General features: G+C 59.7%; 20 protein-coding genes. 5 read left to right on the top strand and 15 right to left on the bottom strand.

What is annotated here, in order from left to right; genetic code table 11:
* Window positions 1-155: 155 nt before the first annotated feature.
* The 12 genes from GTP23_RS13885 to GTP23_RS13940 all read right to left on the bottom strand — a co-directional run bounded on the left by GTP23_RS13885 (window position 156) and on the right by GTP23_RS13940 (window position 16765).
* The gene (locus GTP23_RS13885) at window positions 156-578 is read right to left on the bottom strand and encodes an STAS domain-containing protein (RefSeq protein ID WP_161035729.1); all 423 of its coding nucleotides are present in this window, start codon (window positions 576-578) and stop codon (window positions 156-158) included.
* 11 nt (window positions 579-589) lie between these two features.
* On the bottom strand, window positions 590-1234 hold the full coding sequence (locus tag GTP23_RS13890; protein WP_161035730.1) for an MlaC/ttg2D family ABC transporter substrate-binding protein: 645 nt from the start codon (window positions 1232-1234) through the stop codon (window positions 590-592).
* 29 nt (window positions 1235-1263) lie between these two features.
* The gene (locus GTP23_RS13895; RefSeq protein WP_161035731.1) at window positions 1264-2112 is read right to left on the bottom strand and encodes an MlaA family lipoprotein; all 849 of its coding nucleotides are present in this window, start codon (window positions 2110-2112) and stop codon (window positions 1264-1266) included.
* The gene (gene mlaD / locus GTP23_RS13900) at window positions 2109-2579 is read right to left on the bottom strand and encodes an outer membrane lipid asymmetry maintenance protein MlaD (RefSeq protein ID WP_155435732.1); all 471 of its coding nucleotides are present in this window, start codon (window positions 2577-2579) and stop codon (window positions 2109-2111) included. The genes GTP23_RS13895 and mlaD overlap by 4 nt, the downstream gene beginning before the upstream one ends.
* A 38-nt stretch (window positions 2580-2617) precedes the next feature.
* Window positions 2618-3403 carry a lipid asymmetry maintenance ABC transporter permease subunit MlaE gene (mlaE, locus tag GTP23_RS13905; RefSeq protein WP_161035732.1) on the bottom strand — a complete coding sequence of 262 codons (786 nt, stop codon included), beginning with the start codon at window positions 3401-3403 and terminating at the stop codon, window positions 2618-2620.
* Entirely contained in the window at window positions 3400-4203 is an 804-nt protein-coding gene (locus tag GTP23_RS13910; protein WP_161035733.1) for an ABC transporter ATP-binding protein, read from the bottom strand. Before GTP23_RS13910 ends, mlaE begins: the two co-directional genes overlap by 4 nt.
* 312 nt (window positions 4204-4515) lie before the next feature.
* Window positions 4516-5979 (bottom strand): glutamate synthase subunit beta, encoded by a 1464-nt coding sequence (locus GTP23_RS13915; protein WP_161035734.1) that lies wholly within the window; start codon window positions 5977-5979, stop codon window positions 4516-4518.
* Between the two features lie 46 nt (window positions 5980-6025).
* Window positions 6026-10735 (bottom strand): glutamate synthase-related protein, encoded by a 4710-nt coding sequence (locus tag GTP23_RS13920; protein ID WP_161035735.1) that lies wholly within the window; start codon window positions 10733-10735, stop codon window positions 6026-6028.
* A gap of 210 nt (window positions 10736-10945) precedes the next feature.
* Window positions 10946-11656: an REP-associated tyrosine transposase gene (locus GTP23_RS13925; protein WP_161035736.1), complete on the bottom strand. Its 711-nt coding sequence runs from the start codon at window positions 11654-11656 to the stop codon at window positions 10946-10948.
* A 131-nt stretch (window positions 11657-11787) separates the two neighbouring features.
* Window positions 11788-12468, bottom strand: coding sequence for a response regulator transcription factor (locus GTP23_RS13930; RefSeq protein ID WP_161035737.1), 681 nt, complete (start codon window positions 12466-12468; stop codon window positions 11788-11790).
* A 92-nt stretch (window positions 12469-12560) separates the two neighbouring features.
* Entirely contained in the window at window positions 12561-13649 is a 1089-nt protein-coding gene (locus GTP23_RS13935) for a PAS domain-containing sensor histidine kinase (RefSeq protein ID WP_161035738.1), read from the bottom strand.
* Window positions 13649-16765, bottom strand: a complete 3117-nt coding sequence (locus tag GTP23_RS13940) for a DEAD/DEAH box helicase (RefSeq protein WP_161035739.1) — start codon at window positions 16763-16765, stop codon at window positions 13649-13651. The genes GTP23_RS13935 and GTP23_RS13940 overlap by 1 nt, the downstream gene beginning before the upstream one ends.
* A 217-nt stretch (window positions 16766-16982) precedes the next feature.
* Here GTP23_RS13940 and GTP23_RS13945 point away from each other — a divergent pair, with 217 nt between their 5' ends.
* The 3 genes from GTP23_RS13945 (at window position 16983) to GTP23_RS13955 (ending at window position 20314) form a co-directional block, all read left to right on the top strand.
* Window positions 16983-19331, top strand: coding sequence for a Tex family protein (locus GTP23_RS13945; RefSeq protein WP_161035740.1), 2349 nt, complete (start codon window positions 16983-16985; stop codon window positions 19329-19331).
* A 70-nt stretch (window positions 19332-19401) separates the two neighbouring features.
* The gene (gene grxD, locus GTP23_RS13950; RefSeq protein ID WP_155435723.1) at window positions 19402-19716 is read left to right on the top strand and encodes a Grx4 family monothiol glutaredoxin; all 315 of its coding nucleotides are present in this window, start codon (window positions 19402-19404) and stop codon (window positions 19714-19716) included.
* Window positions 19709-20314: a UbiX family flavin prenyltransferase gene (locus GTP23_RS13955; protein ID WP_161035741.1), complete on the top strand. Its 606-nt coding sequence runs from the start codon at window positions 19709-19711 to the stop codon at window positions 20312-20314. Before grxD ends, GTP23_RS13955 begins: the two co-directional genes overlap by 8 nt.
* Window positions 20315-20318: 4 nt before the next feature.
* Here the strand turns inward: GTP23_RS13955 and GTP23_RS22610 are convergent, their stop codons facing one another.
* The 3 genes from GTP23_RS22610 to GTP23_RS13965 all read right to left on the bottom strand — a co-directional run bounded on the left by GTP23_RS22610 (window position 20319) and on the right by GTP23_RS13965 (window position 22475).
* Complete coding sequence (locus tag GTP23_RS22610) at window positions 20319-20489, bottom strand: hypothetical protein (RefSeq protein ID WP_196308786.1); 171 nt, start codon at window positions 20487-20489, stop codon at window positions 20319-20321.
* 274 nt (window positions 20490-20763) lie between these two features.
* The gene (locus GTP23_RS13960; RefSeq protein ID WP_161035742.1) at window positions 20764-21171 is read right to left on the bottom strand and encodes a hypothetical protein; all 408 of its coding nucleotides are present in this window, start codon (window positions 21169-21171) and stop codon (window positions 20764-20766) included.
* 239 nt (window positions 21172-21410) lie between these two features.
* A complete protein-coding gene (locus GTP23_RS13965) occupies window positions 21411-22475 on the bottom strand; it encodes an MBL fold metallo-hydrolase (RefSeq protein ID WP_161035743.1) in 1065 nt (354 codons plus the stop codon).
* Window positions 22476-22583: 108 nt separating this feature from the next.
* On the opposite strand from GTP23_RS13965, the gene GTP23_RS13970 reads away from it, so the two are divergent.
* Entirely contained in the window at window positions 22584-22988 is a 405-nt protein-coding gene (locus tag GTP23_RS13970) for a MerR family transcriptional regulator (protein WP_161035744.1), read from the top strand.
* Between the two features lie 90 nt (window positions 22989-23078).
* Window positions 23079-24263: an isovaleryl-CoA dehydrogenase gene (locus tag GTP23_RS13975; RefSeq protein ID WP_161035745.1), complete on the top strand. Its 1185-nt coding sequence runs from the start codon at window positions 23079-23081 to the stop codon at window positions 24261-24263.
* The last annotated feature ends 51 nt before the right edge of the window (window positions 24264-24314 follow it).

Raw genomic sequence — 24314 nt, forward strand, 5'->3', positions numbered from 1 at the left:
AAGGTGCGGCGGCTTTAATCCGGCGCGAGCTGCCCGAGGGCGGGGACTACTGGGAAAGCCACGGCACTCCGGCTGCGGCAACCTTCAATTATAGGGGAAATTGACGGGAACCGAGCCAGAGCGCTAGTTTCTGGCCCAATTCGATGAGGCGGGGGTCAATGATGGTGATGCGCTGCTTCGGGGTCGGCGCCCACTTTCAGCTTGGCGGTGTCGGGCTGGCCCGTCACGGCGTGGAACTCTTCATGCTGGGGATTGGCGGGCGCAGCTTCGCCCGGCTCCAGCTGGACCGAGGTAGGGAACAGCAGCGAGCACACGCCATACAGCTTGGTCAGACTTTGCAGGGCTGGCGGCAGGTTTTTCAGCTCCAGCTTCAGGCCCGCATCCTGTGCCGCCTTTTCCCATGCCAGCAGCACGGAAACGGCTGCCGAATCCACCGTCAGCACGTAGCGCAGATCGAACACCGTCTGGCCGGCCTTGAGGGCGGCCAGACCGCGCTCCAGCACCGCCGTGGCGTTCTGCACGTTCAGAGTGGTGAGCGATTTGAAATCGTCGATAGCTTCGGCAACAGCAGTGGACATGGCAGACAGTCTTATTTAGCGACAGGTTTCAGTGGTTTATTGGCCAGCTTCTTGTTCTTCTCGGTCAGCGCCTTGATCAGGCCATCCATGCCGCCCTTGTTGATTTCCGAAGCAAACGTGCCCTTGTAGGTTTCCACCAGCCAGGCGCCCAGCACGTTGATATCGTAGATTTTCCAGCCGGTAGGCGATTTGGCCACACGGTAGTTCAGCGGAATCGGCTCGCCGCGCGCGACATTCACTTGCGAACGCACTTCCACTTCGGTGTCGGTCGGATCGGCACGCAGCGGCTTGAACTCGATGGTTTCATCCTTGATCTGCGAAAGGGCGCCGGAATAGGTGAAGATCAGCAGGGTGCGGAACTGGTCCGACAGGGCCTTCTGCTGTTCTGGCGAAGCATCGCGCCAGAAGCGGCCCGCTGCCAGTGCCGTCATGCGCTGGAAGTCCACGTACGGCAGGATCTTGTTTTCTACCAGATCCATGACCTTTTTCTGGTCGCCAGCCTGGATCGCCTTGTCGGTCTTGGCGATTTCGATCACTTCCTGGCTGATACGTTTCACCAGTGCATCCGGTGCTTCGTTAGCCGGTACGGCCGCCTGCGCCATGGTCGCCGCGAAAGTCAGACCCGCTGCAGCGATAAGTTGTTTAATAAAAGTCATGTTTTTTACCTATGAAGTGTTCTTCGGGTTCACGGGCTGACAGAAGTTGCAGCCAGAGCACCAGAGTTTACCTCTTTTGGCGTAAGCGCGTCGGACGCCGGGACAGTTTTTTCCACAGTAGCAACAGGTTCGCTGGCCGGTACTGCCTCGTAAGCCGAGTCATCATCCTTGCGTTTGCGCTTGGGCGCGCTGTCGTCGTCCGGGTGGATCAGGCTTTCACGACGCTGCAGGAAGCTGTCGCGAATAAACTCGTAGCGGTCCAGCGCTGCATCTTCGAGCAGAGTGGAAGCATCGAGCAGACCGGCGCGCTGGTCGATGGCGCGCAAGGCCGTGCCGCTGTTGCGGATATACACAGGTTCCTTGTAGCCCCAGATATCGCCTTTCACGTCGATAGGCAGTACCACTGCGTCGCGCACGGTGGAAGGGCCCAGCAGCGGCAGCATCAGGTAGGGACCGGATGGCACGCCCCAGGTACCCAGCGTCTGGCCGAAATCTTCCTTGTGCTTGGGCAGGCCCGCTTCGGAAGCAATGTCGAACAGGCCCACAATACCCAGCGTGGAGTTGAGCGCAAAGCGGGTCACATCGGACATGCCGGCTTCGCCATGGCCTTGCAGCAGGTTGTTGATACCAGTCCAGGCGTCGGCCAGATTGCCGAAGAAATTGTTCACGCCCGTCTGCACGAACGATGGCAACACCGTGTGATAGGCGGTAGCGGCCGGTTTCAGCGCATAGGTATCGACCGTGTCATTGAAAGTGAACATGGCACGGTTGAAGTTCTCGTACGGGTCGCGCGGGTTGGGACCGGCACAGCCGGCCAGCAGCAAGGTCAGGCCCAGCGCTACGGCGGCACGGGCTGGTTTGGCAGTGGTCAGGCTCATTTACTGTCCTTTCCTTCAGCGGCTTTGCTGTAAATAAACTGGTTGATCAGGTCTTCCAGTACGGCGGCCGACTGGGTACGGGCGATCTTGTCGCCAGCCACCAGATTGTTCATGTCGCCACCTGCTTCGATGCCCACATACTGCTCGCCCAGCAGGCCCGAGGTCAGGATCTTGGCCGAGCTATCTTTCGGGAACTTGTAAGTTTCTTCCATATTCAGCGTGACCAGCGCCTGATAGCTCTTGTCGTCGAAACGGATCTCGCCCACGCGGCCCACCACCACACCGGCAGCCTTGATCGGCGCTTGCGGACGCAGGCTGCCGATGTTGTCGAACTTGGCCGTGACCGGATAGACCTTGGCGAAAGACATGGATCCCATGTTGCCGGCTTTCAGTGCCAGGAACATCAGAGCGGCCACGCCGACGACGATGAACAGACCGACCCAGACATCCAGAGATTTACGTTGCATAGTGATTCCTTCGTTACATTATCTTGTTTGCTTGCGGCTTATTTGCTGAACATCAGCGCCGTCATCATGAAATCCAGCCACCAGATCATCAGCGACGAGATCACTACCGTACGGGTGGTGGCACGGGCCACATCTTCCGGCGTAGGCTGGGCCTCGTAGCCCTGATACAGGGCGATAAAGGTGATGGCGATGCCGAACACCACGCTCTTGGCGAAACCGTTGTAGATATCTTTCCAGATATCCACACCATCCTGCATCTGCGACCAGAACGCGCCGTTATCCACGCCGATCAGCTGCACGCCGACCAGATAGCCGCCGAACACGCCCACGGCGCTGAACACGGAAGCCAGCAGCGGCACGGAAATCACGCCGGCCCAGAAACGGGGGGCCAGCACGCGCTGGATAGGGTTCACTGCCATCATTTCCATGGCCGACAGCTGTTCGCCCGCCTTCATCAGGCCGATTTCGGCCGTCAGCGAAGTACCGGCCCGGCCGGCAAACAGCAGCGCCGTAATCACGGGGCCCAGCTCGCGGCTCAGGCCCAGTGCCACCAGCAGGCCCAGCGACTGTTCCGCGCCGTATTTATTCAGCGTGTAATAACCCTGCAGCCCCAGCACCATGCCCACAAACAGGCCGGACAGGGTAATGATCAGCATCGAATAATTGCCGATGAAGTGTAGCTGCTCGACGATCAGGCTAGGCCGCTTGAGCAGGCCCGGCGACACTTTCAGCACGTTGAGGAAGGTACGGGTGCCGTAGCCTATGCTCTCGATGAAGTCGCGCAGGGTCGCGCCCAGCTTGGATAAACCGTTGTGTATTCTCATGCCTGTGCTCCCAGACCCAGATCATCAGCCAGCGATTTACCCGGGTAGTGGAAGGGCACCGGACCATCCGCTTCGGCATTGACGAACTGCTTCACGTACGGATCGGTCGACACCATCATTTCGTGCGGCGTACCGTGGGCGACGATCTTGCCTTGGGATAAGAAATAAACATAATCAGCAATGGCGAAGCACTCTTTCACATCGTGCGACACCAGCACCGTGGTGGAACCGAGCGCCGTATTCAGGTTGCGGATCAGATTGGCGGTCACGCCCATCGAGATCGGGTCCAGACCGGCAAACGGCTCGTCATACATAATCAGTTCCGGATCGAGCGCGATGGAACGGGCCAGCGCCACCCGGCGCGCCATCCCACCGGAAATCTCGCCCGGCTTGAGTTTGGCCGCATTGCGCAGCCCTACCGCGTGCAGCTTCATCAGCACCAGATTGCGGATCAGTTCTTCCGGCAGATCGGTATGCTCGCGCAGGGGGAAGGCCACGTTTTCGAACACGGTCAGGTCGGTAAACAGGGCGCCATGCTGGAACAGCATGCCCATTTTGCGACGCAACAGATACAGACCGGCAGTATTTAACTTATGCACGATCTCACCGTGCACTTTGACATGGCCGCGCTGGGGCCGGAGCTGGCCGCCGATCAGGCGCAATACAGTGGTCTTGCCGCTACCGGAGCCGCCCATGACGGCGACCACTTTTCCACGCGGGAAGTCCATCTGCAGGCCCGAAAGGATTGCGCGCTTCCCGTATGCAAAGTGTAAATCACGGATTTCGACAAGATTGGACACGTCAGAACTCATTGTTTTTAATGCCGTATTGTAGTTCAGAAAGGAGTAAGTCTGCTGACGCACCCCTGAACAGGCTGGCGAGGCCCACCAAATGGCAGATAATACAACACTAATGAATCTCAAGTCAGCAATTTACATGTGACATCAAATGTTACATTGCTGCACTGCACTAGGGCGCTGCGTCACCAGCCCATTGCTGACGTATCAGCGCGCAGAATATTGTTGGAAAAACCACGGTCAGATAAAAAAACCGGTGGCTACGGGGATCACCCGTGCACCACCGGTGGGAGCGAAGCGGTAAAGTTTTGCTAATTAGCGCGGCAGTACCGAACTACCCATCAGGAACTCGTCAACCGCACGGGCGCACTGACGACCCTCGCGGATCGCCCACACCACCAGCGACTGGCCGCGGCGTACGTCGCCGGCGGCAAATACTTTAGGCACATTGGTCTGGTAGCAGCCATTGCCGTCGGTGCTGGCTTTGGCATTACCACGTGCATCTTTATCAACACCGAAAGCTTCCAGCACGTTCGCTACCGGGGACACAAAGCCCATGGCCAGCAGTACCAGATCAGCTTTCATTTCGAATTCGGAACCTTCGACTTCCGTCATCTTGCCGTCTTTCCACTCGACGCGGCAGGCGATCAGTTTCTCGACCTTGCCGCCCTTGCCTTCCAGGCGCTTGGTGGCCACCGCCCAGTCACGCGAGCAGCCTTCGTCATGCGACGAGGAAGTACGCAGCTTGGTTGGCCAGTAAGGCCATACCAGCGGCTTGTTTTCCTGTTCAGGCGGCATAGGCATCAGTTCGAACTGGGTCACGGACGCAGCGCCATGACGGTTGGAGGTACCCACGCAGTCGGAACCCGTGTCGCCGCCGCCGATCACCACCACGTGCTTGCCGGTGGCTTTGATCTGGTCTTTGACCTTGTCGCCCGCATTGATCTTGTTCTGCTGCGGCAGGAAGTCCATGGCGAAGTGCACGCCTTTCAGTTCGCGGCCCGGTACCGGCAGGTCACGCGGCTGCTCGGCACCACCGGCCAGCACCACGGCGTCGAAGTCCTTTTCCAGATCTTCCGGGAAGATGGTTTCCTTGGCCCAGTTGTTGACATTGGCAGGGAAGTCTTTACCCACCAGCACGCTGGTGCGGAATACCACGCCTTCGGCCTGCATCTGCTCGACGCGGCGGTCGATATGCGATTTTTCCAGCTTGAAGTCAGGGATGCCGTAACGCAGCAGACCACCGACGCGGTCGCTCTTTTCGAACACGGTTACAGCGTGACCGGCACGTGCCAGCTGCTGGGCAGCGGCCAGACCGGCAGGACCGGAGCCGACCACAGCCACTTTCTTGCCCGTTTTGACTTCTGCCACCTGCGGCGTCACCCAGCCGTGTTCCCAGCCTTCGTCGATGATCTTGTGCTCGATCGATTTGATGCCCACCGGTGCTTCGTGAATACCCAGCGTACAGGCCGCTTCGCACGGTGCAGGGCAGATACGGCCCGTGAACTCGGGGAAGTTATTAGTCGAGTGCAGGGTTTCCAGCGCTTCGCGGTAGTTACCGCGATACACCAGATCATTCCAGTCAGGGATGATGTTGTTGACGGGGCAGCCGTTGTTGCAGAACGGGATGCCGCAATCCATGCAGCGTGCGCCCTGAATGGTGGCCTGTTCCTTGGTCAGCGGAATGACAAATTCAGCATAGTTTTTCAGGCGCGTAGCAGGTGGCAGATAGCCTTCGTCCTGACGCTGGAATTCCATAAAGCCGGTGATTTTACCCACGATAGTTCCTTAAATATGTTCTGTCTGCAGTCTGTGCCGAGCTTAATTAAGCAGCAATCGGTTGCGCGGCGGCCAGTTCGACCATTTCTGCCAGCGCCCGTTTGTATTCGTTAGGGAAGACCTTGACGAACTTGCTGCGGCCTTCGGCCCAGTTATCCAGCAACAGGCGGGCACGCGTGCTGCCGGTATGCTTGAAGTGACGCTCGATCAGACGCTTGAGGATCACTTCATCCGCTTCACGACCCGTATCCTTGTGCTGGATGTGGAAGGTGGCGGCATGTGCATCCTGCTCCTTGGCCGACAGTACCGGCTCCAGCGACACCATGGAGGTGTTGCAACGGCTGGCGAAATCACCGTCCGGATCGTACACATAGGCCACGCCACCGGACATACCGGCTGCGAAGTTACGGCCCGTGCTGCCCAGTACCACGACGGTACCGCCCGTCATGTATTCGCAACCGTGGTCGCCCGTACCTTCGACGATGGCGGTAGCACCCGAGTTACGCACGGCGAAACGCTCGCCGGCCACGCCGTTGAAGAAGGCTTCACCAGCAATCGCGCCGTACAGCACGGTGTTACCGATGATGATGTTGTTGACGGCCCAGCCACGGAACTCCGTGTTCGGACGCACGATGATGCGGCCACCGGACAGACCTTTACCCACGTAGTCGTTACCCTCGCCCACCAGATCGATGGTGATGCCGTGTGCCAGGAAGGCGCAGGCCGACTGGCCAGCCGTACCTTGCAGCTGGATGTGGATGGTGTCATCCGGCAGACCGGCGTGACCGTAGCGCTTGGCCACTTCGCCCGACAGCATGGTGCCCACGGTGCGGTTCAGGTTCTTCACTGGCGAGATAAACGATACGCGCTCGCCTTTTTCCAGCGCTGCCTTGGCCTGCGCGATCAGCTTGTGATCGAGCGCCTTGTCCAGACCGTGATCCTGTTCCATCGTGTGATAGATCGAATCGCCGTTCGGCACTTGCGGTGCGTAGAAGATGGCGCTGAAGTCCAGACCTTGCGCTTTCCAGTGCGAGATGGCTTTCGATTTGTCCAGCAGGTCGACGCGGCCGATCAGTTCGTCGTAGGTACGGATACCCAGTTGCGCCATCAGCTGACGGGCCTCTTCGGCCACGAAGAAGAAGTAGTTGACCACGTACTCAGGCTTGCCGGAGAACTTGGCGCGCAGGACCGGATCCTGGGTCGCAACGCCGACCGGGCAGGTATTCAGGTGGCACTTGCGCATCATGATGCAGCCTTCCACCACCAGCGGTGCGGTGGCGAAGCCGATTTCGTCGGCGCCCAGCATGGCGGCGATGACCACGTCGCGACCCGTGCGCATCTGGCCGTCGGCCTGTACGCGGATACGGCTACGCAGACCGTTCAGCACCAGCGTCTGCTGGGTTTCAGCCAGACCCAGTTCCCATGGCGTACCAGCGTGTTTCACCGACGACAGCGGCGAAGCACCGGTACCGCCATCATGGCCGGCCACCACCACGTGATCGGCCTTGGCCTTGGTGACACCGGCAGCCACAGTACCGATACCCACTTCCGATACCAGCTTGACGGAGATCGAAGCGCGCGGATTGGCGTTCTTCAGATCGTGGATCAGCTGGGCCAGATCTTCGATCGAATAGATGTCGTGGTGCGGTGGCGGCGAGATCAGACCCACGCCCGGCACGGAGAAGCGCAGCGTCGCGATGTATTCCGACACTTTGTGGCCCGGCAGCTGGCCGCCTTCACCGGGCTTGGCGCCCTGTGCCATTTTGATCTGGATCTGGTCAGCGGAGTTCAGGTAGGCCGCGGTCACACCGAAGCGGCCCGATGCCACCTGCTTGATGCGCGAACGCAGCGAATCGCCTTCCTGCAGCGGAATGTCGACCACCATCTGCTCTTTGCCCATGACGCTAGCCATGGTTTCGCCCTGCTTGATCTTGATGCCTTTCAGATCCATGGTGTAGCGCGATGGATCTTCGCCGCCTTCACCCGTGTTCGATTTGCCGCCAATACGGTTCATGGCCACGGCCAGCGTCGCGTGGGCTTCGGTCGAGATGGAACCCATAGACATGGCGCCGGTCGCGAAACGCTTGACGATTTCCTTGGCCGGTTCCACTTCGTCCAGCGGGATCGCCTTGGTCGGATCGATCTTGAACTCGAACAGGCCGCGCAGCGTCAGGTGGCGCTTGCTCTGATCGTTGATGATCTGGGCGTATTCCTTGTAGCTGTTGTAGTTGTTACTACGGGTCGAGTGCTGCAGCTTGGCGATGGCATCCGGCGTCCACAGGTGGTCTTCACCGCGTACACGGAAGGCATATTCGCCGCCGGCGTCCAGCTTATCGGCCAGCACAGGGTCGTTGCCAAAGGCCAGATGGTGCAGACGCAGCGCTTCTTCTGCCACTTCGAACACACCGATACCTTCGACATTCGAGGCCGTGCCACGGAAGTATTTGTCGACCAGCGATTTGTTCAGACCAACGGCTTCGAAAATCTGTGCGCCGCAGTAGGACATATAGGTGGAGATGCCCATCTTCGACATCACCTTCATCAGGCCTTTGCCGATGGCTTTGGTGTAGTTGTAGACAGCTTGTTCGGCGCTCACGTCGCCCGGCAGGCCCGGTGCCATTTCGGCCAGGGTTTCCATCGCCAGATACGGGTGGATGGCTTCGGCGCCATAGCCGGCCAGCAGTGCGAAGTGGTGCGTCTCGCGGGCCGAACCGGTCTCCACTACCAGACCGGTGGAAGCACGCAGGCCTTTGCTGACCAGATGCTGGTGGATGGTGGAGGTGGCCAGCAGGGCTGGAATCGCCACGCGATCGGCACCGATGGAGCGGTCCGTCACGATCAGGATGTTGTGGCCCGATTTGACGGCATCCACCGCTTCTGCGCACAGCGAAGCGAGGCAGGCTTCCACGCCTTCTTTGCCCCAGGCCAGCGGGTAGCAGATATTCAGTTCATACGATTTGAACTTGCCGCCCGTGTGCTGGCTGATGCCGCGCAGACGTGCCATATCGTCGAAGCCCAGCACTGGCTGCGCTACTTCGAGACGCATAGGCGGGTTGACGTTGTTGGTATCGAGCAGATTCGGTTTCGGGCCGATGAAGGACACCAGCGACATCACCATGGCTTCGCGGATCGGATCGATCGGCGGGTTGGTCACCTGCGCGAACAGCTGCTTGAAGTAGTTGTACAGCGGTTTCAGCTTGTTGGACATGACGGCCAGCGGCGAGTCATTACCCATCGAGCCGGTGGCTTCTTCGGCATTGGTCGCCATCGGCGCCAGCACGAATTTCAGGTCTTCCTGGGTGTAGCCGAAGGCTTGCTGACGGTCCAGCACGGAAGCCACAGCTTTTTCGCCCGGCGCAGCGCTGTACTTGACGCGGTTCACCGCCAGCTGGCTTTCGCTCAGCTTGATTTCATTGAGTTTGATCCGGACGGCGTTAATCCATGCCTTGTAGGGCTTGGCGTTGGCGTAGGTGTCTTTGAGTTCCTTGTCGTCGATGATGCGGCCGGCTTCCAGATCGATCAGGAACATTTTGCCCGGCTGCAGACGCCATTTCTGGATGATTTTCGATTCAGGAATCGGCAGCACGCCCGATTCCGAAGCCATCACTACCAGATCGTCGTCGGTGACGATGTAGCGGGCAGGGCGCAGACCATTCCGGTCCAGCGTACCGCCGATGTAGCGGCCATCGGTGAAGGCCATGGCGGCAGGGCCGTCCCATGGTTCCATCATGGCAGCGTGGTATTCGTAGAAGGCGCGACGGTTGTCATCCATGGTGCCGTGGTTTTCCCACGCTTCCGGAATCATCATCATCATCGCCTGGGCGATCGGATAGCCTGCCATCAGCAGCAGTTCCAGCGCGTTATCGAAGCAGGCGGTGTCGGACTGGCCTTCGTAAATCAGCGGGAACAGCTTGGACAGATCGTCACCCAGCACGGCCGATTTCATCACGCCTTCACGGGCGCGCATCCAGTTGAAGTTACCTTTTACCGTGTTGATCTCGCCGTTGTGGGCCAGCAGACGGTATGGGTGAGCCAGCGGCCACTCAGGGAAGGTGTTGGTGGAGAAGCGCTGGTGCACCAGTGCCAGAGCGGAGATGCAGCGGGCATCCTGCAGGTCTTTGTAGTACACGCCTACCTGATCGGCCAGCAGCAGACCTTTGTAGACGATGGTACGGGCCGACAGCGAGGCCACGAAGAATTCTTTACCGTGGATCAGTTTCAGTGCCTGAATCGCGTGGCCCGAGGATTTACGGATCACATACAGCTTGCGTTCGAGTGCATCGGTCACCATGATGTCGGCGCCACGGCCGATGAAGATCTGGCGGATCACCGGTTCTTTGGCACGCACGGTCGGCGACATCGGCATTTCGCTGTCGACCGGCACATTACGCCAGCCCAGCACAACTTGACCTTCAGCACGCACGGCGCGTTCGATTTCCTGTTCGCAGGCGATACGCGAAGCGTTTTCTTTCGGCAGGAATACCATGCCCACGCCATATTCGCCCGGTGGCGGCAGTTCCACGCCCTGCTTGGCCATTTCGTCGCGGTAGTACTGGTCCGGAATCTGGATCAGGATACCGGCGCCGTCGCCCATCAGCGCGTCCGCGCCTACCGCACCCCGGTGATCGAGGTTCTTCAGGATCAGCAGACCCTGTTCCACAATGGAGTGGCTCTTATTGCCCTTGATATGGGCGACGAAACCGACGCCACAGGCGTCATGTTCATTGGACGGATCGTACAGACCTTGGGCTTTCATGAGTTCTCCACTGCAATTTGACTAACGAAAAACTAGAGTAGTGCAATGCAGCAGAAAACTCAACTAGAACAATTAGGGTCGGAGTCGAATTAATTTTTCAAAAGATTCCGAAAAAATTAATTAGGGACAGAGTGAAGCCGGAGAATAAAAAACCACGGAATTATGAGTTCCGTGGTGGTTTACCCGGCGCCGGGAGCACCTGCTTCTGGATTATTCGGGATTTTCCGCCTTCGGGCTAAGCTTGAATGGTCGCCCCCGTTTCGCCGGCAGCACCTGTCGCTTGACGCGCTGCTGCAGGGTCCGCTGGAACTGTTCCGAGCCCAGCGGCCAGCCTTTCAGCAGTGCTTTGGAGATATGCGCCACCTCTTCCGCGCTCAGGGCCGGTTCGGACAGGGCCAGATAAGCGGCTTCGCGCTCGAACGGCGTATTACCCAGCTGCCAGAAGCGGGCATGGTCGATAATCAGGCCGTCGGCGCGCAAACCCGCGTGGTGGCCGAAGCTGGACCACGGATAATCCTGTGCCCGCGCCACCATGCCGTTGCGCACGGGGTTGAACTCGATATAGCGGCAGGTGGCCATGAAATACTGCTCGGCATCGATCAGCGAAGTCTTGTAGCGCCCATTCCACAGCGTGCCGCTGCGGCCATATTTCTGGTTGAAGTAGGGCACGTAATAGCGGCCTATCCACTGCATCATCTGGCCCAGCCCCAGTTCATCGGCCGGCGTGGCCAGCAGATGCAGGTGGTTGGGCATCAGTACATAGGCGTGGATGGCCACCTTGTAGTTTTTCGCCGCCGTGCGCAGCCAGCCCAGAAAAGTCTGGTAATCCTCGGTATCGCGGAAGATCAGCTGGTCGTTATTGCCGGTCTGAATCACATGGTGAGGCTGGCCGGGCACAATCAGGCGCGGTAATCGGGCCATGGAAGTCTGCTCCAGAGTGGGTATGGGAGGGATTCTACACCACTCTGTCCCCGATTAATTTTCAAATTCGGAAAATCGGCCCGACTCTGTCCCTATTTTTCGGGAGAGCACAGCGATACGGGTATAAGGGCTCAGGAAAGATTGAAGCTGGCGGACAGGCTATAGCCTTCGCCATAGGCGCTGCGCAGGGGCAGGTCCTGCCCCAGCCCCGTACGCGCTTTCTTGCGCAGGCGGTAGACCAGCATATCGACGCGCCGTCCGGCATCGGGATCATCGCCGCCTATGCCGGCCACGATCACCTGACGGGGCACGGGACGGGTATTGATGGTCAGCAAATGCAGGAAATTGCACTCTTTTTCCGTCAGCGTGATGATGGTGCCTTCCAGCTCCAGCTGGCGGGCACTGACGCGCAGTGTCCATTTGCTGAGTACGGGTGCGGTTTCCTGCGGCCCCACCCGGCGGTTGAGCGCCTCGATATGGGCGGCCAGCTCGGGGAATTTGATGGGTTTGGTCAGATAATGGTCGGCGCCCAGACGCAGACCCAGGATACGGTTGTCGAAGGCTACCCGTCCCGTCAGCACCAGCAGGCCGATCTGCGGGTACAGCTGGCGCATGCGCGGAATCACGTTGAAGCCGTCTTCGTCGGGCAGGCCCAGATCAAGCACCACCACGCCCACATTGCCATGGCTGAGGGCGGACCACATTTCGCTGGCGCTATTGGTAATGCGCACATCATGCTTGAGCTCAACCAGGAACTCTGCCATTTCCTCGGCATAGTCCAGATTGTCTTCTACGATGAGTATCTGCGTCATTAATGCGCCATGAATTCTAAATCCGGACCACGTGTCCAGCCCCGCCCTGCCAAGATGGCTTGCGTTTAGGAATTATCACTGCTACAACCTTACTAAGCAAGAACTTTCCCTGTCTGGCTAGCAATTGGCAACCAGATCCGGAACTCCATGCCGCCACCCGGAACATGGCGTGCCGTCAGGCGACCGCCATGCACCTCGAGCACTGCGCTGGCCATGTACAGGCCCAGCCCGGAACCGCCTATCTGGCTAGCGTTGTTTCCGCGATACGCTTTTTCGAAGATCCGGCCCAGTTCGTCCTCGGCCACACCGGTGCCATAGTCGCGCACCAGCATTTCCAGCCCGCCGCCTGCAGCCATCTGGCCACTCACCTCGATGGTGCTGGCGGCCGGCGTGTATTTAATCGCATTATCCAGCAAAACATCAAGGCATAAGCGCATACCGGCGGGATCGCAGCGCATCTGCGCCGGCAGATTGCCCAGCGCCAGCGTTATACTGCTGCGCCGGCTGGCAGCCTGCTGTACGGCCATTTGCAGCAGACTGGCCGGCGCTACCTGATCCGGCTGGCGCACGCGGCCGATTTCCGCCATGCGCTGGGGTGTCAGGTGTTCGTCCAGCAAGGCCAGCAGGCGGTCTGCCGCCGTCTGGATCTTGCGGTAGCGCTTGCGCGTACTCTCGTCGTGGGCAGTGCCCGTCATTTCCAGCAACTGGGCAGCACCATCGATCACGGCCAGCGGGGTACGGAATTCGTGCGACAGCATGGAAGTGAACTGTTTCTGCTGCTGGGCCAGCTCGCGCGCCAGCGTCAGGTCGCGCACGATGCCGTGGATGCGGCGCACCGAGCCATCCGTTTCGGGCATCAGCGTGGTGGTGATTTCCACGGAAACGGCATGGCCGTCGGCATGGGCCAGCTCCAGTTCGCGCCGCACCTGCCAGCGCGTGGCGTCTCCGGCCGAGTAGCGCGCCAGCCGTGCCGGCAATTGCGCCAGCAGGGGGGCGGCCAGCGCCTGCGCAGCGGCCAGCGTGTAGCCGAACTGCCGCTCGCAGGCTGGGCTCAGCCATGTCAGCCCTGCCGCGTCAGCCGTGAAGCTGGCTTCCTCGCTGTAGGCCAGCCATTCGCGGCAGCGCTGCATCTCTGCCTGCGCTGCCGCAAGGACGGCCTCCAGTTCGGCGACGCGGGTCATTATTCCACCAGCGGAGCAAAGATCTGCTGCAGGTCTTCCTGCGTCAGCGCCATCTTCTGCGATTCGCCCTCAGCCAGTATCGACTGGGCCAGATCGGATTTCTTCTGCTGCAGTACCTGTATCTTCTCTTCCAGCGTACCTTTGGCAATCAGCTTATACACAAACACCGGCTTGTCCTGACCGATACGCCAGGCGCGGTCGGTGGCCTGATTTTCCGCCGCCGGATTCCACCACGGATCGTAGTGGATCACGGTATCGGCCGCCGTCAGGTTCAGACCCACGCCGCCCGCTTTCAGGCTGATCAGGAAGATCGGCACGGCGCCCTGCTGGAACGCTGCCACCTGGGCGCTGCGGTCCTTGGTATCGCCGGTCAGCAGCGCATACGGAATATCGCGCTCGTCGAGTTCTTCCTGTATCAGTTCCAGCATGCTGGTGAACTGCGAGAACACCAGGATTTTGCGTTTTTCTTCCAGCAAATCCTCGACCATCTGCATCAGATCGACCAGCTTGGCCGATGGTGCGGCGGCTTTCTTGCCGGTCAGCGATTTCACTAGACGGGGATCGCAGCACACCTGCCGCAGCTTGAGCAGCGCTTCCAGAATCACAATCTGGCTGCGCGCCACGCCCTTGCGGTCGATTTCCTCGCGCACTTTCTGATCCATGGCCAGGCGCACGGTTTCGTACAGGTCGCGCTGGGCGCCCGTCAGTTCCACCTTGCGTACCATTTCCGTTTTCGGCGGCAGTTCCTTGGCCACGTGGTCCTTGGTCCGGCGCAGCAGGAAAGGCTTGATGCGGCGGTTCAGCAGAGCACGCCGCAGCGGGTCGTCCTGCCGTTCGATCGGATGACGGAATACGGTGTTGAAACCTTTTTCGTCGCCCAGCAGGCCCGGCAGCAGGAAGTGGAATTGCGACCAAAGCTCGCCCAGATGGTTTTCCAGCGGCGTGCCGGACAGGCACAGGCGGTGACGGGCTTTCAGCAGGCCGGCACTCTGGGCCGCCTTGCTGCGGGTGTTCTTGATGTAGTGCGACTCGTCGAGGATGACCAGATGGAAATCGTGCTCGCGCAGTTTTTCCTCGTCACGGGGCAGCAGGGCATAGGTGGTCAGTACTAGATCGGCCTCGGCGATCTGGTCGAACTGGCCCATGCGCTCCTTGCCTTGCAGCAGCAGCACGCGCAGGCCCGGCGCAAAGCGCGCCGCTTCTTCCTGCCAGTTGCCCATCAGGCTAGTCGGCGCAATCACCAGTGCCGGCGCCGTCAGGCGGCCCGCTTCTTTTTCCACCAGAATATGGGCCAGCGTCTGTACCGTCTTGCCCAGACCCATGTCGTCGGCCAGTATGCCGCCGAAGCCGTATTCGCGCAGGAACTGCATCCACGACAGACCGTCGGTCTGGTAGTCACGCAGGGTGGCTTGCAGGCCGGCCGGTGTGGCGATGCGCTTGATGGAGCCGAACTGGTTCAGGCGGGCGCCCATTTCGCGCAACTCTTCGCCACCGGTCCAGGCCATTTCGACCGAACGGGCCAGCTCGTCGAGACGGGCTGCATCGAGACTGGTCATGCGCAGGGTCGGCTTGATCTTGTCGCTGAAATACAGCTCGCCCAGCGTATTCAGGATAGGCCGCACGCGCGCCCATGGCAGCGCCACCCGGCGGCCGTCGGCCAGCACGGCCAGCATCTGGTCAGCTTCACCATGCTGGGCAATGACTTTCGGCGCAAAATCGTTGGGTGCGTTGCGGATCAGCTGGACCAGCAGGGGCAGCAGGGAGATGCGTTCCTGCTCGACGTTGATACCGAGTTCGAGTTCGAACCAGGCATGGCCGCCTTCGCTGGTATCCTGCTCCACCTCGGCAAACCACTCGCCCACTTCCGTCAGGTCATAGCGGTATTTGGTGGTCTTTTCTATCTTCCAGCCGGCCGCACGCAGGTCGGCGATGCCGTCACGGCCAAAACGTATCCACTCCGCTTGCGTCGGCAGCAACAATCCGCCTTTGACGCTGCTCAGCGGCAAGGTCGTCGGTGCGGCAAACGCGCGTTCCTGTAGCAGCGCCAGCGCGGCCGTTTCCGCCGCTTCATTACGCTGGATAATTTCCGTGACTTCGCCCTTCTGGCGCACCACGCGCTGGGACGGATCGAACGACACCCGCTCACCATCGTAGTCAAATGACAGCACGGCAAAATCATGCCAGCGCTGGATGGAACCATCGGCCAGCATGGCGGCATCGAGCGTCAGCACGGGACGCGGCAGCACATCGTCGCGCAGGCGCTGCGGCAAAGGCTGCGGCAGCGGCATCAGCTGCTGCAGACCATGGGCCAGCAGCAGTTGCGACACGCGCAGCTTGTCGTTACTGGTCAGCAAAGGTGCTTGCGCTACCAGCGCCTGCAGATCGGCCAGCGGTATCTGGGCGCCGCCCTGATTGAGCTGCAGCACGCCACAGGACAGATTATCGATATACCATGGCGGATCGGTCGGCAGCATGTAGTCGACCTGATCGGCACCGCTGTGGCGCGCATTCAGCGGCGCCTGCACCTGCCAGCCCAGCCGCAGCCCCTTGCCTTCTTCGCGCCAGGCCAGATGGGCCTCGCGCATCACCCCGCCTTTGAGGGGATAGACCAGACCATTGCCCACATCGGCCCACGAATTTGCCCACAGCAATTTATCCTGCTCGGCCAGCATGCTCAGCAGGGCCGCACCGATCTTGCCGCGCGGCTCGGTGGCCGAACCCGTCTGCGAGCTGGCGCCACTGCGCATAGCCACAAAGAAACGGATCAGGTCTTCATCACCGGCCGACAAAAAGCTGGGCGGGGCCGACAGCAACGAGAAAATTTCGCTGACAGGGCTAGCGGCGGCTACATCGCCATTCGGCTTCAGACGCGCCTTGTACAGGCATAGCGCCACATGGCGGCCGCCACTGGTGGGCGCCATTACATAGATCAGCTTGTGTGCGGAAAGTTTAGGGTCCGCATCAGGCGGCGGAACATTCAGCTTGGCCTTGGGATGCGCTGCGGCATCCACCCGCTGCAGCCAGGTGGCGACAGCGTACGACAATTGATTCGCAGGCGGCGCAGGGCGCGCAGGTGCAGCGGGAGCAGCAGGGGCGTCGTCGCGGGTTAAATCCATGGGTCGCATTGTTGGTCAAAGATGGTTCAAAAACAGCAACAGGCGATATTATCCGCCATACACGCTTTTATGTTTGCGGATTCTTCATATTTCCGCGTTTTTCGTGTGCCCATGCACCCTGCACGCAACGGGTTCACAGACGCCACGGGCTGTCAAGACTGGCAGATTCGCGCCGATTGCGTATCATTCCGAGCTTGATTGCTGAGGAATACCGTCCATGCTGCCTACCATCGAACAACGTCTTGCCACTGAACTCAACTGCAAAGCCCCCCAGGTTGCCGCCGCCGTCACCCTGCTCGACGAAGGCGCTACCGTGCCGTTTATTGCCCGCTACCGTAAGGAAGTGACGGGCGGGCTGGACGATACCCAGCTGCGTCTGCTGGAAGAACGGCTGCGCTATCTGCGCGAGCTGGAAGAGCGCCGCGCCGCCATCATTGCCTCGATTACCGAGCAGAACAAGATGACGCCGGAGCTGCTCGATGCCGTCCTGCACGCCGAAGACAAGACCCGGCTGGAAGACCTTTACCTGCCTTACAAGCCGAAACGCCGCACCAAAGCCCAGATCGCCATCGAGGCAGGACTGGCACCGCTGGCCGAAAGCCTGCTGGGCAATCCCGCACTGGATCCGGAAACGGAAGCGGGCAAATATTTGCGCGCCCCGTTCGAATCGGCCGATGGCAACAACCCCGGCGTGGCCGACAACAAGGCTGCGCTCGACGGCGCCCGCCAGATCCTGATGGAACGCTTTGCCGAAGACGCCACCCTGCTGCAATCCTTGCGCGAATACGTGCAGGAACACGGCATTGTTGAATCCAAAGTCGTGGAAGGCAAACAGGAAGAAGGCGAAAAATTCGCCGACTACTTCGATTACACGGAAAACCTCAGCAGCATACCGTCCCACCGTGCGCTGGCTTTGCTGCGCGGCCGCCGCGAAGGCATGCTGGACGTCACCCTGCGACTCGATTCCGAACCGGAAAAACCGAAATGGGATGCCCCGCATAACCCGTGCGAAAGCCGCATCGCAGCCCGTTTCGGCATCAGGCAGGCGGGCCGTCCGGCCGACAAATGGCTGTGCGACACGGCGCGCTGGACCTGGCGCGTGAAGAGCTTCATGCATCTGGAAACGGAACTGATGGGCGCGCTGCGCGAAGCGGCCGAACTGTCGGCCATCAATGTGTTCGCCACCAACTTGAAAGCCCTGCTGCTGGCCGCACCAGCTGGCCAGCGTGCCACCATGGGACTGGACCCGGGCCTGCGTACGGGCGTCAAAGTGGCTGTGGTCGATGCCACCGGCAAGGTGGTGGATACCGCCGTGATCTACCCGCACCAGCCCAAGAACGACTGGCATGGCGCGCTGCACACGCTGGGCCAGCTGGCCACCAAGCACAAAGTCTCCTTGATTTCCATCGGTAACGGCACCGCTTCGCGCGAGACGGACAAGCTGGCGCAGGAACTGATCAAGCTGTATCCGGAACCGAAAATGAACAAGATCGTCGTGTCCGAAGCGGGCGCCTCGGTGTACTCGGCTTCGGAATTCGCCTCGCGCGAACTGCCGGACATGGACGTGTCGCTGCGCGGCTCCGTGTCGATTGCGCGCCGCCTGCAGGACCCGCTGGCCGAACTGGTAAAAATCGATCCGAAATCGATCGGCGTGGGCCAGTACCAGCATGATGTATCGCAAACCCAGCTGGCACGCAGCCTCGATGCCGTAGTGGAAGACTGCGTGAATGCCGTCGGCGTCGACGTCAACACGGCTTCCGTGCCGCTGCTGACGCGCGTGTCCGGCCTGTCCGCTTCGGTGGCGCAAGCCATCGTCAACTACCGTGATAGCAAGGGCGCCTTCCCCAACCGCGCCGCGCTGAAAGCCGTACCGCGGCTGGGCGACAAGACTTTCGAACAGGCGGCCGGCTTCCTGCGCGTGATGGGCGGCGAGAACCCGCTCGACGCTTCGGCCGTGCACCCGGAATCCTACCCGCTGGTGGAAAAAATCCTGCGCGACATAAACAAGGACATCAAGGCCGTGATCGGCGAGACCAGCCTGATCAAAACCCTGCAGCCGGCCAAATATGCCGACGAACAGTTCGGTGTGCCCACCATCAGCGATATTCTGAAAGAGCTGGAAAAACCGGGACGTGACCCGCGCCCCGAATTCACCACGGCCACGTTCAAGGATGGCGTGGAAGAAATCAGCGACCTGCGGCCCGACATGATCCTCGAAGGCGTGGTCACCAACGTAGCGGCCTTTGGCGCGTTTGTCGATATCGGCGTGCATCAGGATGGCCTGGTGCACATCTCGGCCCTGTCGAATACCTACGTCAAAGACCCGCATACCGTAGTCAAGGCAGGACAGGTAGTGAAAGTGAAAGTGCTGGAAGTTGATGCCAAGCGCAAGCGTATTGCCCTGACCATGCGTTTGAGCGACAGCGCGCCCGTGGCCGGCAGCAATCCGCAGCAGCGTGCCGACCGCAACGACCGCCGCAGCATGGGCCAGCACAGCAAGCAGAGCGCCAAGGCCGAACCGCTGGGTGGCAGCATGGCAGCAGCCTTCGCCAAACTGCGCTCCTGACCCAAAATACGGTCTTGGGAATTTTCTTATAAAATATCGAGATTCAATACATCTTTACACTGAGGTAGCCATGAGCGACGACGTACAAACCTGGATCAAAGACACTGTGACCAACACCAAAGTGGTGCTGTTCATGAAGGGCACTGCCCAGTTCCCGCAATGCGGCTTTTCCGGCCGTGCCATCCAGATCCTGAAAGCTTGCGGCATTGAAAACATTGCCACCGTCAACGTGCTGGACGATCCGGAAGTGCGTCAGGGCATCAAGGACTATTCGAACTGGCCGACCATTCCTCAGCTGTACATCAACGGCGAATTCATCGGTGGCTCGGACATCATGAATGAAATGTTCGAATCGGGCGAGCTGAAAGCCCTGCTGAATGCCTGATCGTCCGCGGCGGATCGTCGTCGCCATCACCGGCGCCACGGGCGCCGTGTATGGCTTGCGTCTGCTGCAGTTTTTACGCGATGCCCCCGGCATCGAAAGCCACCTGATTCTGTCCGACGCAGCCATCCTGACTTTGCATCAGGAAACCGGCCTGCAGAAGCGCGAGGTGGAAGCGCTGGCCCATGTGGTGCACAAGGTGCGCGACGTGGGCGCCAGCGTCGCCAGCGGCTCCTTCCAGTCCGATGGCATGATCATCGCCCCCTGCTCGATGAAAACCCTGGCCTCCGTGGCCCATGGCTTATCCGATAACCTGATTGCCCGTGCGGCCGATGTGGTGCTCAAGGAGCGTCGCCGACTGGTACTGATGGTGCGCGAAACGCCGTTCAATCTGGCGCACCTGCGCAATATGACGGCCGTCACGGAAATGGGCGGGATTATCTTCCCGCCGCTGCCCAGCTTCTACCACCAGCCCGCCAGTATTGCTGAAATGGTGGACCACACAGTGGCCCGCGTGCTCGACCTGTTCCAGATCGAACACGGCCTCGCACCGCGCTGGCAAGGCATGCAGGCCGGCAGCACCGGCACTGACGCCAGCTAGGCGGCTAGCGCTGGTCGTAAGACTGGCCGCTGAGCCGTTTCAGCTCGCGTGCCTCTTCCACCATACGTCGATGAGCGATGCGCTTGCGCATCACTTCCGCATGCTGGGCCGCCGTCATGGGCGGAGCGGTCATCAGATCCTTCAACTGCGCAACATTGCTATAATTGCTATTCATCGGATGGCTCAAAACCGTAACTCCCGGAATAAGGTGGATGCGAAGTTGTTGCGTGCAGTTGCTGAATAGGCAGCTCGGACTGCACACCTCACTGTACCTCAAAACCATGTCGAAACCATGACATTGCGCAGAAGTTCACAAAATAAAAAAGGCGCCCATACGGGCGCCGGTTCCGAACAAAAACTGGTCGACCAGTGAAACTAGTTTCACCAGAGAACAAACCATCCAATAGTCACAAACGGTTAATTTATCTCCGTACTACTACGGATTTTTGCTACTTTTGGTAGTTAACCCGTACCAGCATGCGGATAAATTCACGTGCAATCTGGCGATGATGTTCATCCAGACGTTGTAAATCCGCGATTAATTTGACGTCTGCCGACTCGAAACGGGACAGACCGTTAGCGCTATCTCCCTGCGGAGTATCGCTTTCGGCGCCGCCAAAACGCAGCCAGTCGGCCGGCACGCCCAGCCACTGGGCGATCATGCGCAACTTTTCCTGCGTCGGTATGGCTTCACCAACCAGCCATTTACGGGCGGCGTGGACGGTGATGGGGCGGCCATCGAAACGGATATTGAATTCCCGAGCGAGCCGGGTCGGGCTGTCGGGGGAGTAATGGGCATTTTTCAGCGCCTGCTGGAGGCGCTGGCTAAAGCTTTCGCGTTCATTTGAGGAATTCATATCGGCACTATTTCATGTTGCGGCATGAAAGTCAGTCTCTGGCACTATCGGCCAATTTGTGACATCCTGCGAATTTAAGCGACACACTTGGCCGATCTAATACCACTTCAACACCAAATCCTCCAACTGAAGAAAATTCGGTTTATGTTTTCCCACAGAAACATCGGCTCTTGGTCTATTTTAGTTTAAAACCAGAAATTATTCGCTAAGAATTTTCATCTGCTAGTGACTACGCCACACTAGGCATCCACGCGCTGGAATAGCACGCTACCGTCCGCTGCAACGGAGCGCCGCAGCACCCCGTCGTACCACAAGGCATGCAGGTGGGCTAAGGCTTCCCCTAAAGCGAAGCTCAGCTGGTGAGCATCCAGCGCACGGCGGAACATCAGTGGCACGATGCTGGCTGCCGACTGCGCGCTCTGGCAGGCCTGCAGTACCTCGGCCAGCCGGTCGCGATGGTGTTCGCGCAGCTGAATAATGCGCTGATGCAACCCTTGGAATGGCTTTCCATGAGAGGGCAAGACCAATACATCATTTGGCCATTTGGCAAATTTATCCAAAGATTCAAGATAGCGCGTGAGCGGATTGGCTTCCGGTTCGATGGCAAACACGGAAACATTGGTGGAAATGCGCGGCAGCACCATATCGCCGGCAATCAATAATTTATCTTTTTCACAATATAGGGCCACATGCTCGGGCGAGTGGCCATAGCCGCATACCACCTGCCAGACCCGCTCGCCGACCGTCAGTAACTGGCCGTCCTGCAAACGGGTGTAACTGGCCGGAACGGACGGTACCAGCGAGGGATAGTAGTTCTTGCGTGCGCTCATCTGCTCGAGCAGCACGGGATCGCGCAGACCATGGCGCTGAAAATGCGCCACGGCAGCCGCATTATCAACTCCGGGCAAAGCTGCCGACATCATGCGGGCAAACGCATATTCGCCGGCACTGGTCCACAGCGCTACCTGCCAGCGCTGGCACAGCCAGTCGGCCAGCCCGATATGGTCGGGATGGCAATGGGTGGCCAGCACACGCCGCACGGGCAAGCCTTGCAGTTCATGGGCAAAAATCTGCTCCCACGCATCCTTGCTGGCCTGGATGGCGACACCGCTATCGACGATGGTCCAGCCCTCGCCATCGCGCAGCAGCCACAGGTTGATATGGTCGAGCGCAAACGGCAGCGGCATGCGCAGCCAGCCCACACCCGGCGCCAGCCAGTGCACGGCGCCGCTGGCCGGCAAAGTGTCACCCTGCGGATAGGTCAGTGCGGCGGCAAGGGCATCGCGTTCGGCAGTAGTGCTCAATTTTTCTCCTAGACTCGCAGTTCAGGCTACAATGGGATTGACGTTGACGTAAACGGAAACAACCGTCAAGACCTCGACGGATAGTTCAGACTCTAGCGCACAGGACCAATGCCTACCTACACCATTACCGAACTGGCCCGCGAATTCGATATTACCGCGCGCGCCATCCGCTTCTACGAAGATCAGGGCTTGCTGAGCCCCTCGCGCGAAGGCGCTGGCGGGCGCAACCGCGTCTACACGCCGCGCGACCGCACCCGTTTGAAACTGACGCTGCGCGGCAAACGTCTCGGCCTGTCGCTCTCGGAAATCAAGAGTCTGGTGGACATGTACGAAACCCCGAAAGATACGGCCGCCCAGATGCACCGCTTCCTCGGCGTGCTGGCCCAGCACCGCGAAACGCTGGAACAGCAGCGCGAAGACATCGAAATGTCGCTGGCCGAAATCACCGCCCACGAAGACGAATGCCAACGTCTGCTGGCCGCGGTCGGCACGCAGGCCGCCAAACCCGAGTGACCTGCACAGAAAACAGGCAAGTTACGTTTACGTAAACGTCACATCAGCGTATCATGTGCCGTTCCAATACACCAGAAGAATGAGGATGACATGCTCCATCTGCCCGGCCTGACCTTTGACCACGGCGAAGATATCGCCGCCCTGCGCGAAGCAGTGCAGCAGTTTGCTGCCGCCGAAATCGCGCCTCGTGCTGCCGAAATCGACCGCAGCGACCAGTTCCCCATGGACCTGTGGCGCAAGATGGGCGATCTGGGCGTACTCGGCATTACTGTCGGCGAAGAATACGGCGGCGCCAACATGGGCTATCTGGCCCACATCATCGCCATGGAAGAAATTTCCCGCGCTTCCGCCTCGGTGGGCCTGTCGTATGGCGCCCACTCGAATCTGTGCGTGAACCAGATCAAGCGCAACGGTAACGAAGCGCAGAAACAGAAATACCTGCCGAAACTGATTTCGGGCGAATACATCGGCGCCCTGGCCATGTCCGAACCGAATGCCGGTTCCGACGTCGTGTCGATGAAGTTGCGTGCCGACCTGAAGGGCGATCACTATGTGCTGAACGGCTCGAAAATGTGGATCACCAATGGCCCCGACGCCGATGTGCTGGTGGTCTACGCCAAGACCGATCTGGCGGCCGGCCCGCGCGGCATGACGGCTTTCCTGATCGAAAAAGGCTATAAAGGCTTCTCGATCGCCCAGAAACTGGACAAGCTGGGCATGCGCGGTTCGCACACGGGCGAACTGGTGTTCGAAGATTGTGTCGTACCACTGGAAAACGTACTGGGCGAAGTGGGCAAGGGCGTCAACGTGCTGATGTCCGGCCTCGATTTCGAGCGTACCGTGCTGTCCGGCGGCCCGCTCGGTATCATGCAGGCCTGCATGGATAGTGTGGTGCCATACATCCACGATCGTCAGCAATTTGGTCAGCCTATCGGCGAATTCCAGCTGATGCAGGGTAAGATTGCAGATATGTACTCGACCATGATGGCGTGCAAAGCTTATGTGTACGCTGTCGGTCAGGCTTGCGACCGGGCCAAAACCCCGGAAGCAGTCCGCCAACTGCGTAAAGATGCAGCGGGAGCCATTTTGTATAGCGCAGAGAAAGCAACCTGGATGGCCGGCGAGGCGATCCAGACGCTGGGCGGCAACGGCTACATCAACGAGTATCCGGTCGGCCGCCTGTGGCGCGACGCCAAATTGTATGAAATCGGCGCCGGCACCAGCGAAATCCGCCGCATGCTGATTGGTCGCGAACTGTTCGCAGAAACCAAGTAAGCAGGATATGTGCGTGAGCTGGGACGGCACACTAGAACACGCACATAAAGG

The sequence above is a fragment of the Duganella fentianensis genome (genome assembly GCF_009857835.1).
In the GTDB taxonomy this organism is placed as follows: Bacteria; Pseudomonadota; Gammaproteobacteria; order Burkholderiales; family Burkholderiaceae_D; genus Rugamonas; species Rugamonas fentianensis.

Coding starts and splice junctions, on each gene's coding strand:
- GTP23_RS13885 (WP_161035729.1), bottom strand. CDS start 578: ATGTCCACTGCTGTTGCCGAAGCTATCGACGATTTCAAATCGCTCACC.
- GTP23_RS13890 (WP_161035730.1), bottom strand. CDS start 1,234: ATGACTTTTATTAAACAACTTATCGCTGCAGCGGGTCTGACTTTCGCG.
- GTP23_RS13895 (WP_161035731.1), bottom strand. CDS start 2,112: ATGAGCCTGACCACTGCCAAACCAGCCCGTGCCGCCGTAGCGCTGGGC.
- mlaD (WP_155435732.1), bottom strand. CDS start 2,579: ATGCAACGTAAATCTCTGGATGTCTGGGTCGGTCTGTTCATCGTCGTC.
- mlaE (WP_161035732.1), bottom strand. CDS start 3,403: ATGAGAATACACAACGGTTTATCCAAGCTGGGCGCGACCCTGCGCGAC.
- GTP23_RS13920 (WP_161035735.1), bottom strand. CDS start 10,735: ATGAAAGCCCAAGGTCTGTACGATCCGTCCAATGAACATGACGCCTGT.
- GTP23_RS13925 (WP_161035736.1), bottom strand. CDS start 11,656: ATGGCCCGATTACCGCGCCTGATTGTGCCCGGCCAGCCTCACCATGTG.
- GTP23_RS13930 (WP_161035737.1), bottom strand. CDS start 12,468: ATGACGCAGATACTCATCGTAGAAGACAATCTGGACTATGCCGAGGAA.
- GTP23_RS13935 (WP_161035738.1), bottom strand. CDS start 13,649: ATGACCCGCGTCGCCGAACTGGAGGCCGTCCTTGCGGCAGCGCAGGCA.
- GTP23_RS13940 (WP_161035739.1), bottom strand. CDS start 16,765: ATGGATTTAACCCGCGACGACGCCCCTGCTGCTCCCGCTGCACCTGCG.
- GTP23_RS13945 (WP_161035740.1), top strand. CDS start 16,983: ATGCTGCCTACCATCGAACAACGTCTTGCCACTGAACTCAACTGCAAA.
- grxD (WP_155435723.1), top strand. CDS start 19,402: ATGAGCGACGACGTACAAACCTGGATCAAAGACACTGTGACCAACACC.
- GTP23_RS13955 (WP_161035741.1), top strand. CDS start 19,709: ATGCCTGATCGTCCGCGGCGGATCGTCGTCGCCATCACCGGCGCCACG.
- GTP23_RS22610 (WP_196308786.1), bottom strand. CDS start 20,489: ATGAATAGCAATTATAGCAATGTTGCGCAGTTGAAGGATCTGATGACC.
- GTP23_RS13960 (WP_161035742.1), bottom strand. CDS start 21,171: ATGAATTCCTCAAATGAACGCGAAAGCTTTAGCCAGCGCCTCCAGCAG.
- GTP23_RS13970 (WP_161035744.1), top strand. CDS start 22,584: ATGCCTACCTACACCATTACCGAACTGGCCCGCGAATTCGATATTACC.
- GTP23_RS13975 (WP_161035745.1), top strand. CDS start 23,079: ATGCTCCATCTGCCCGGCCTGACCTTTGACCACGGCGAAGATATCGCC.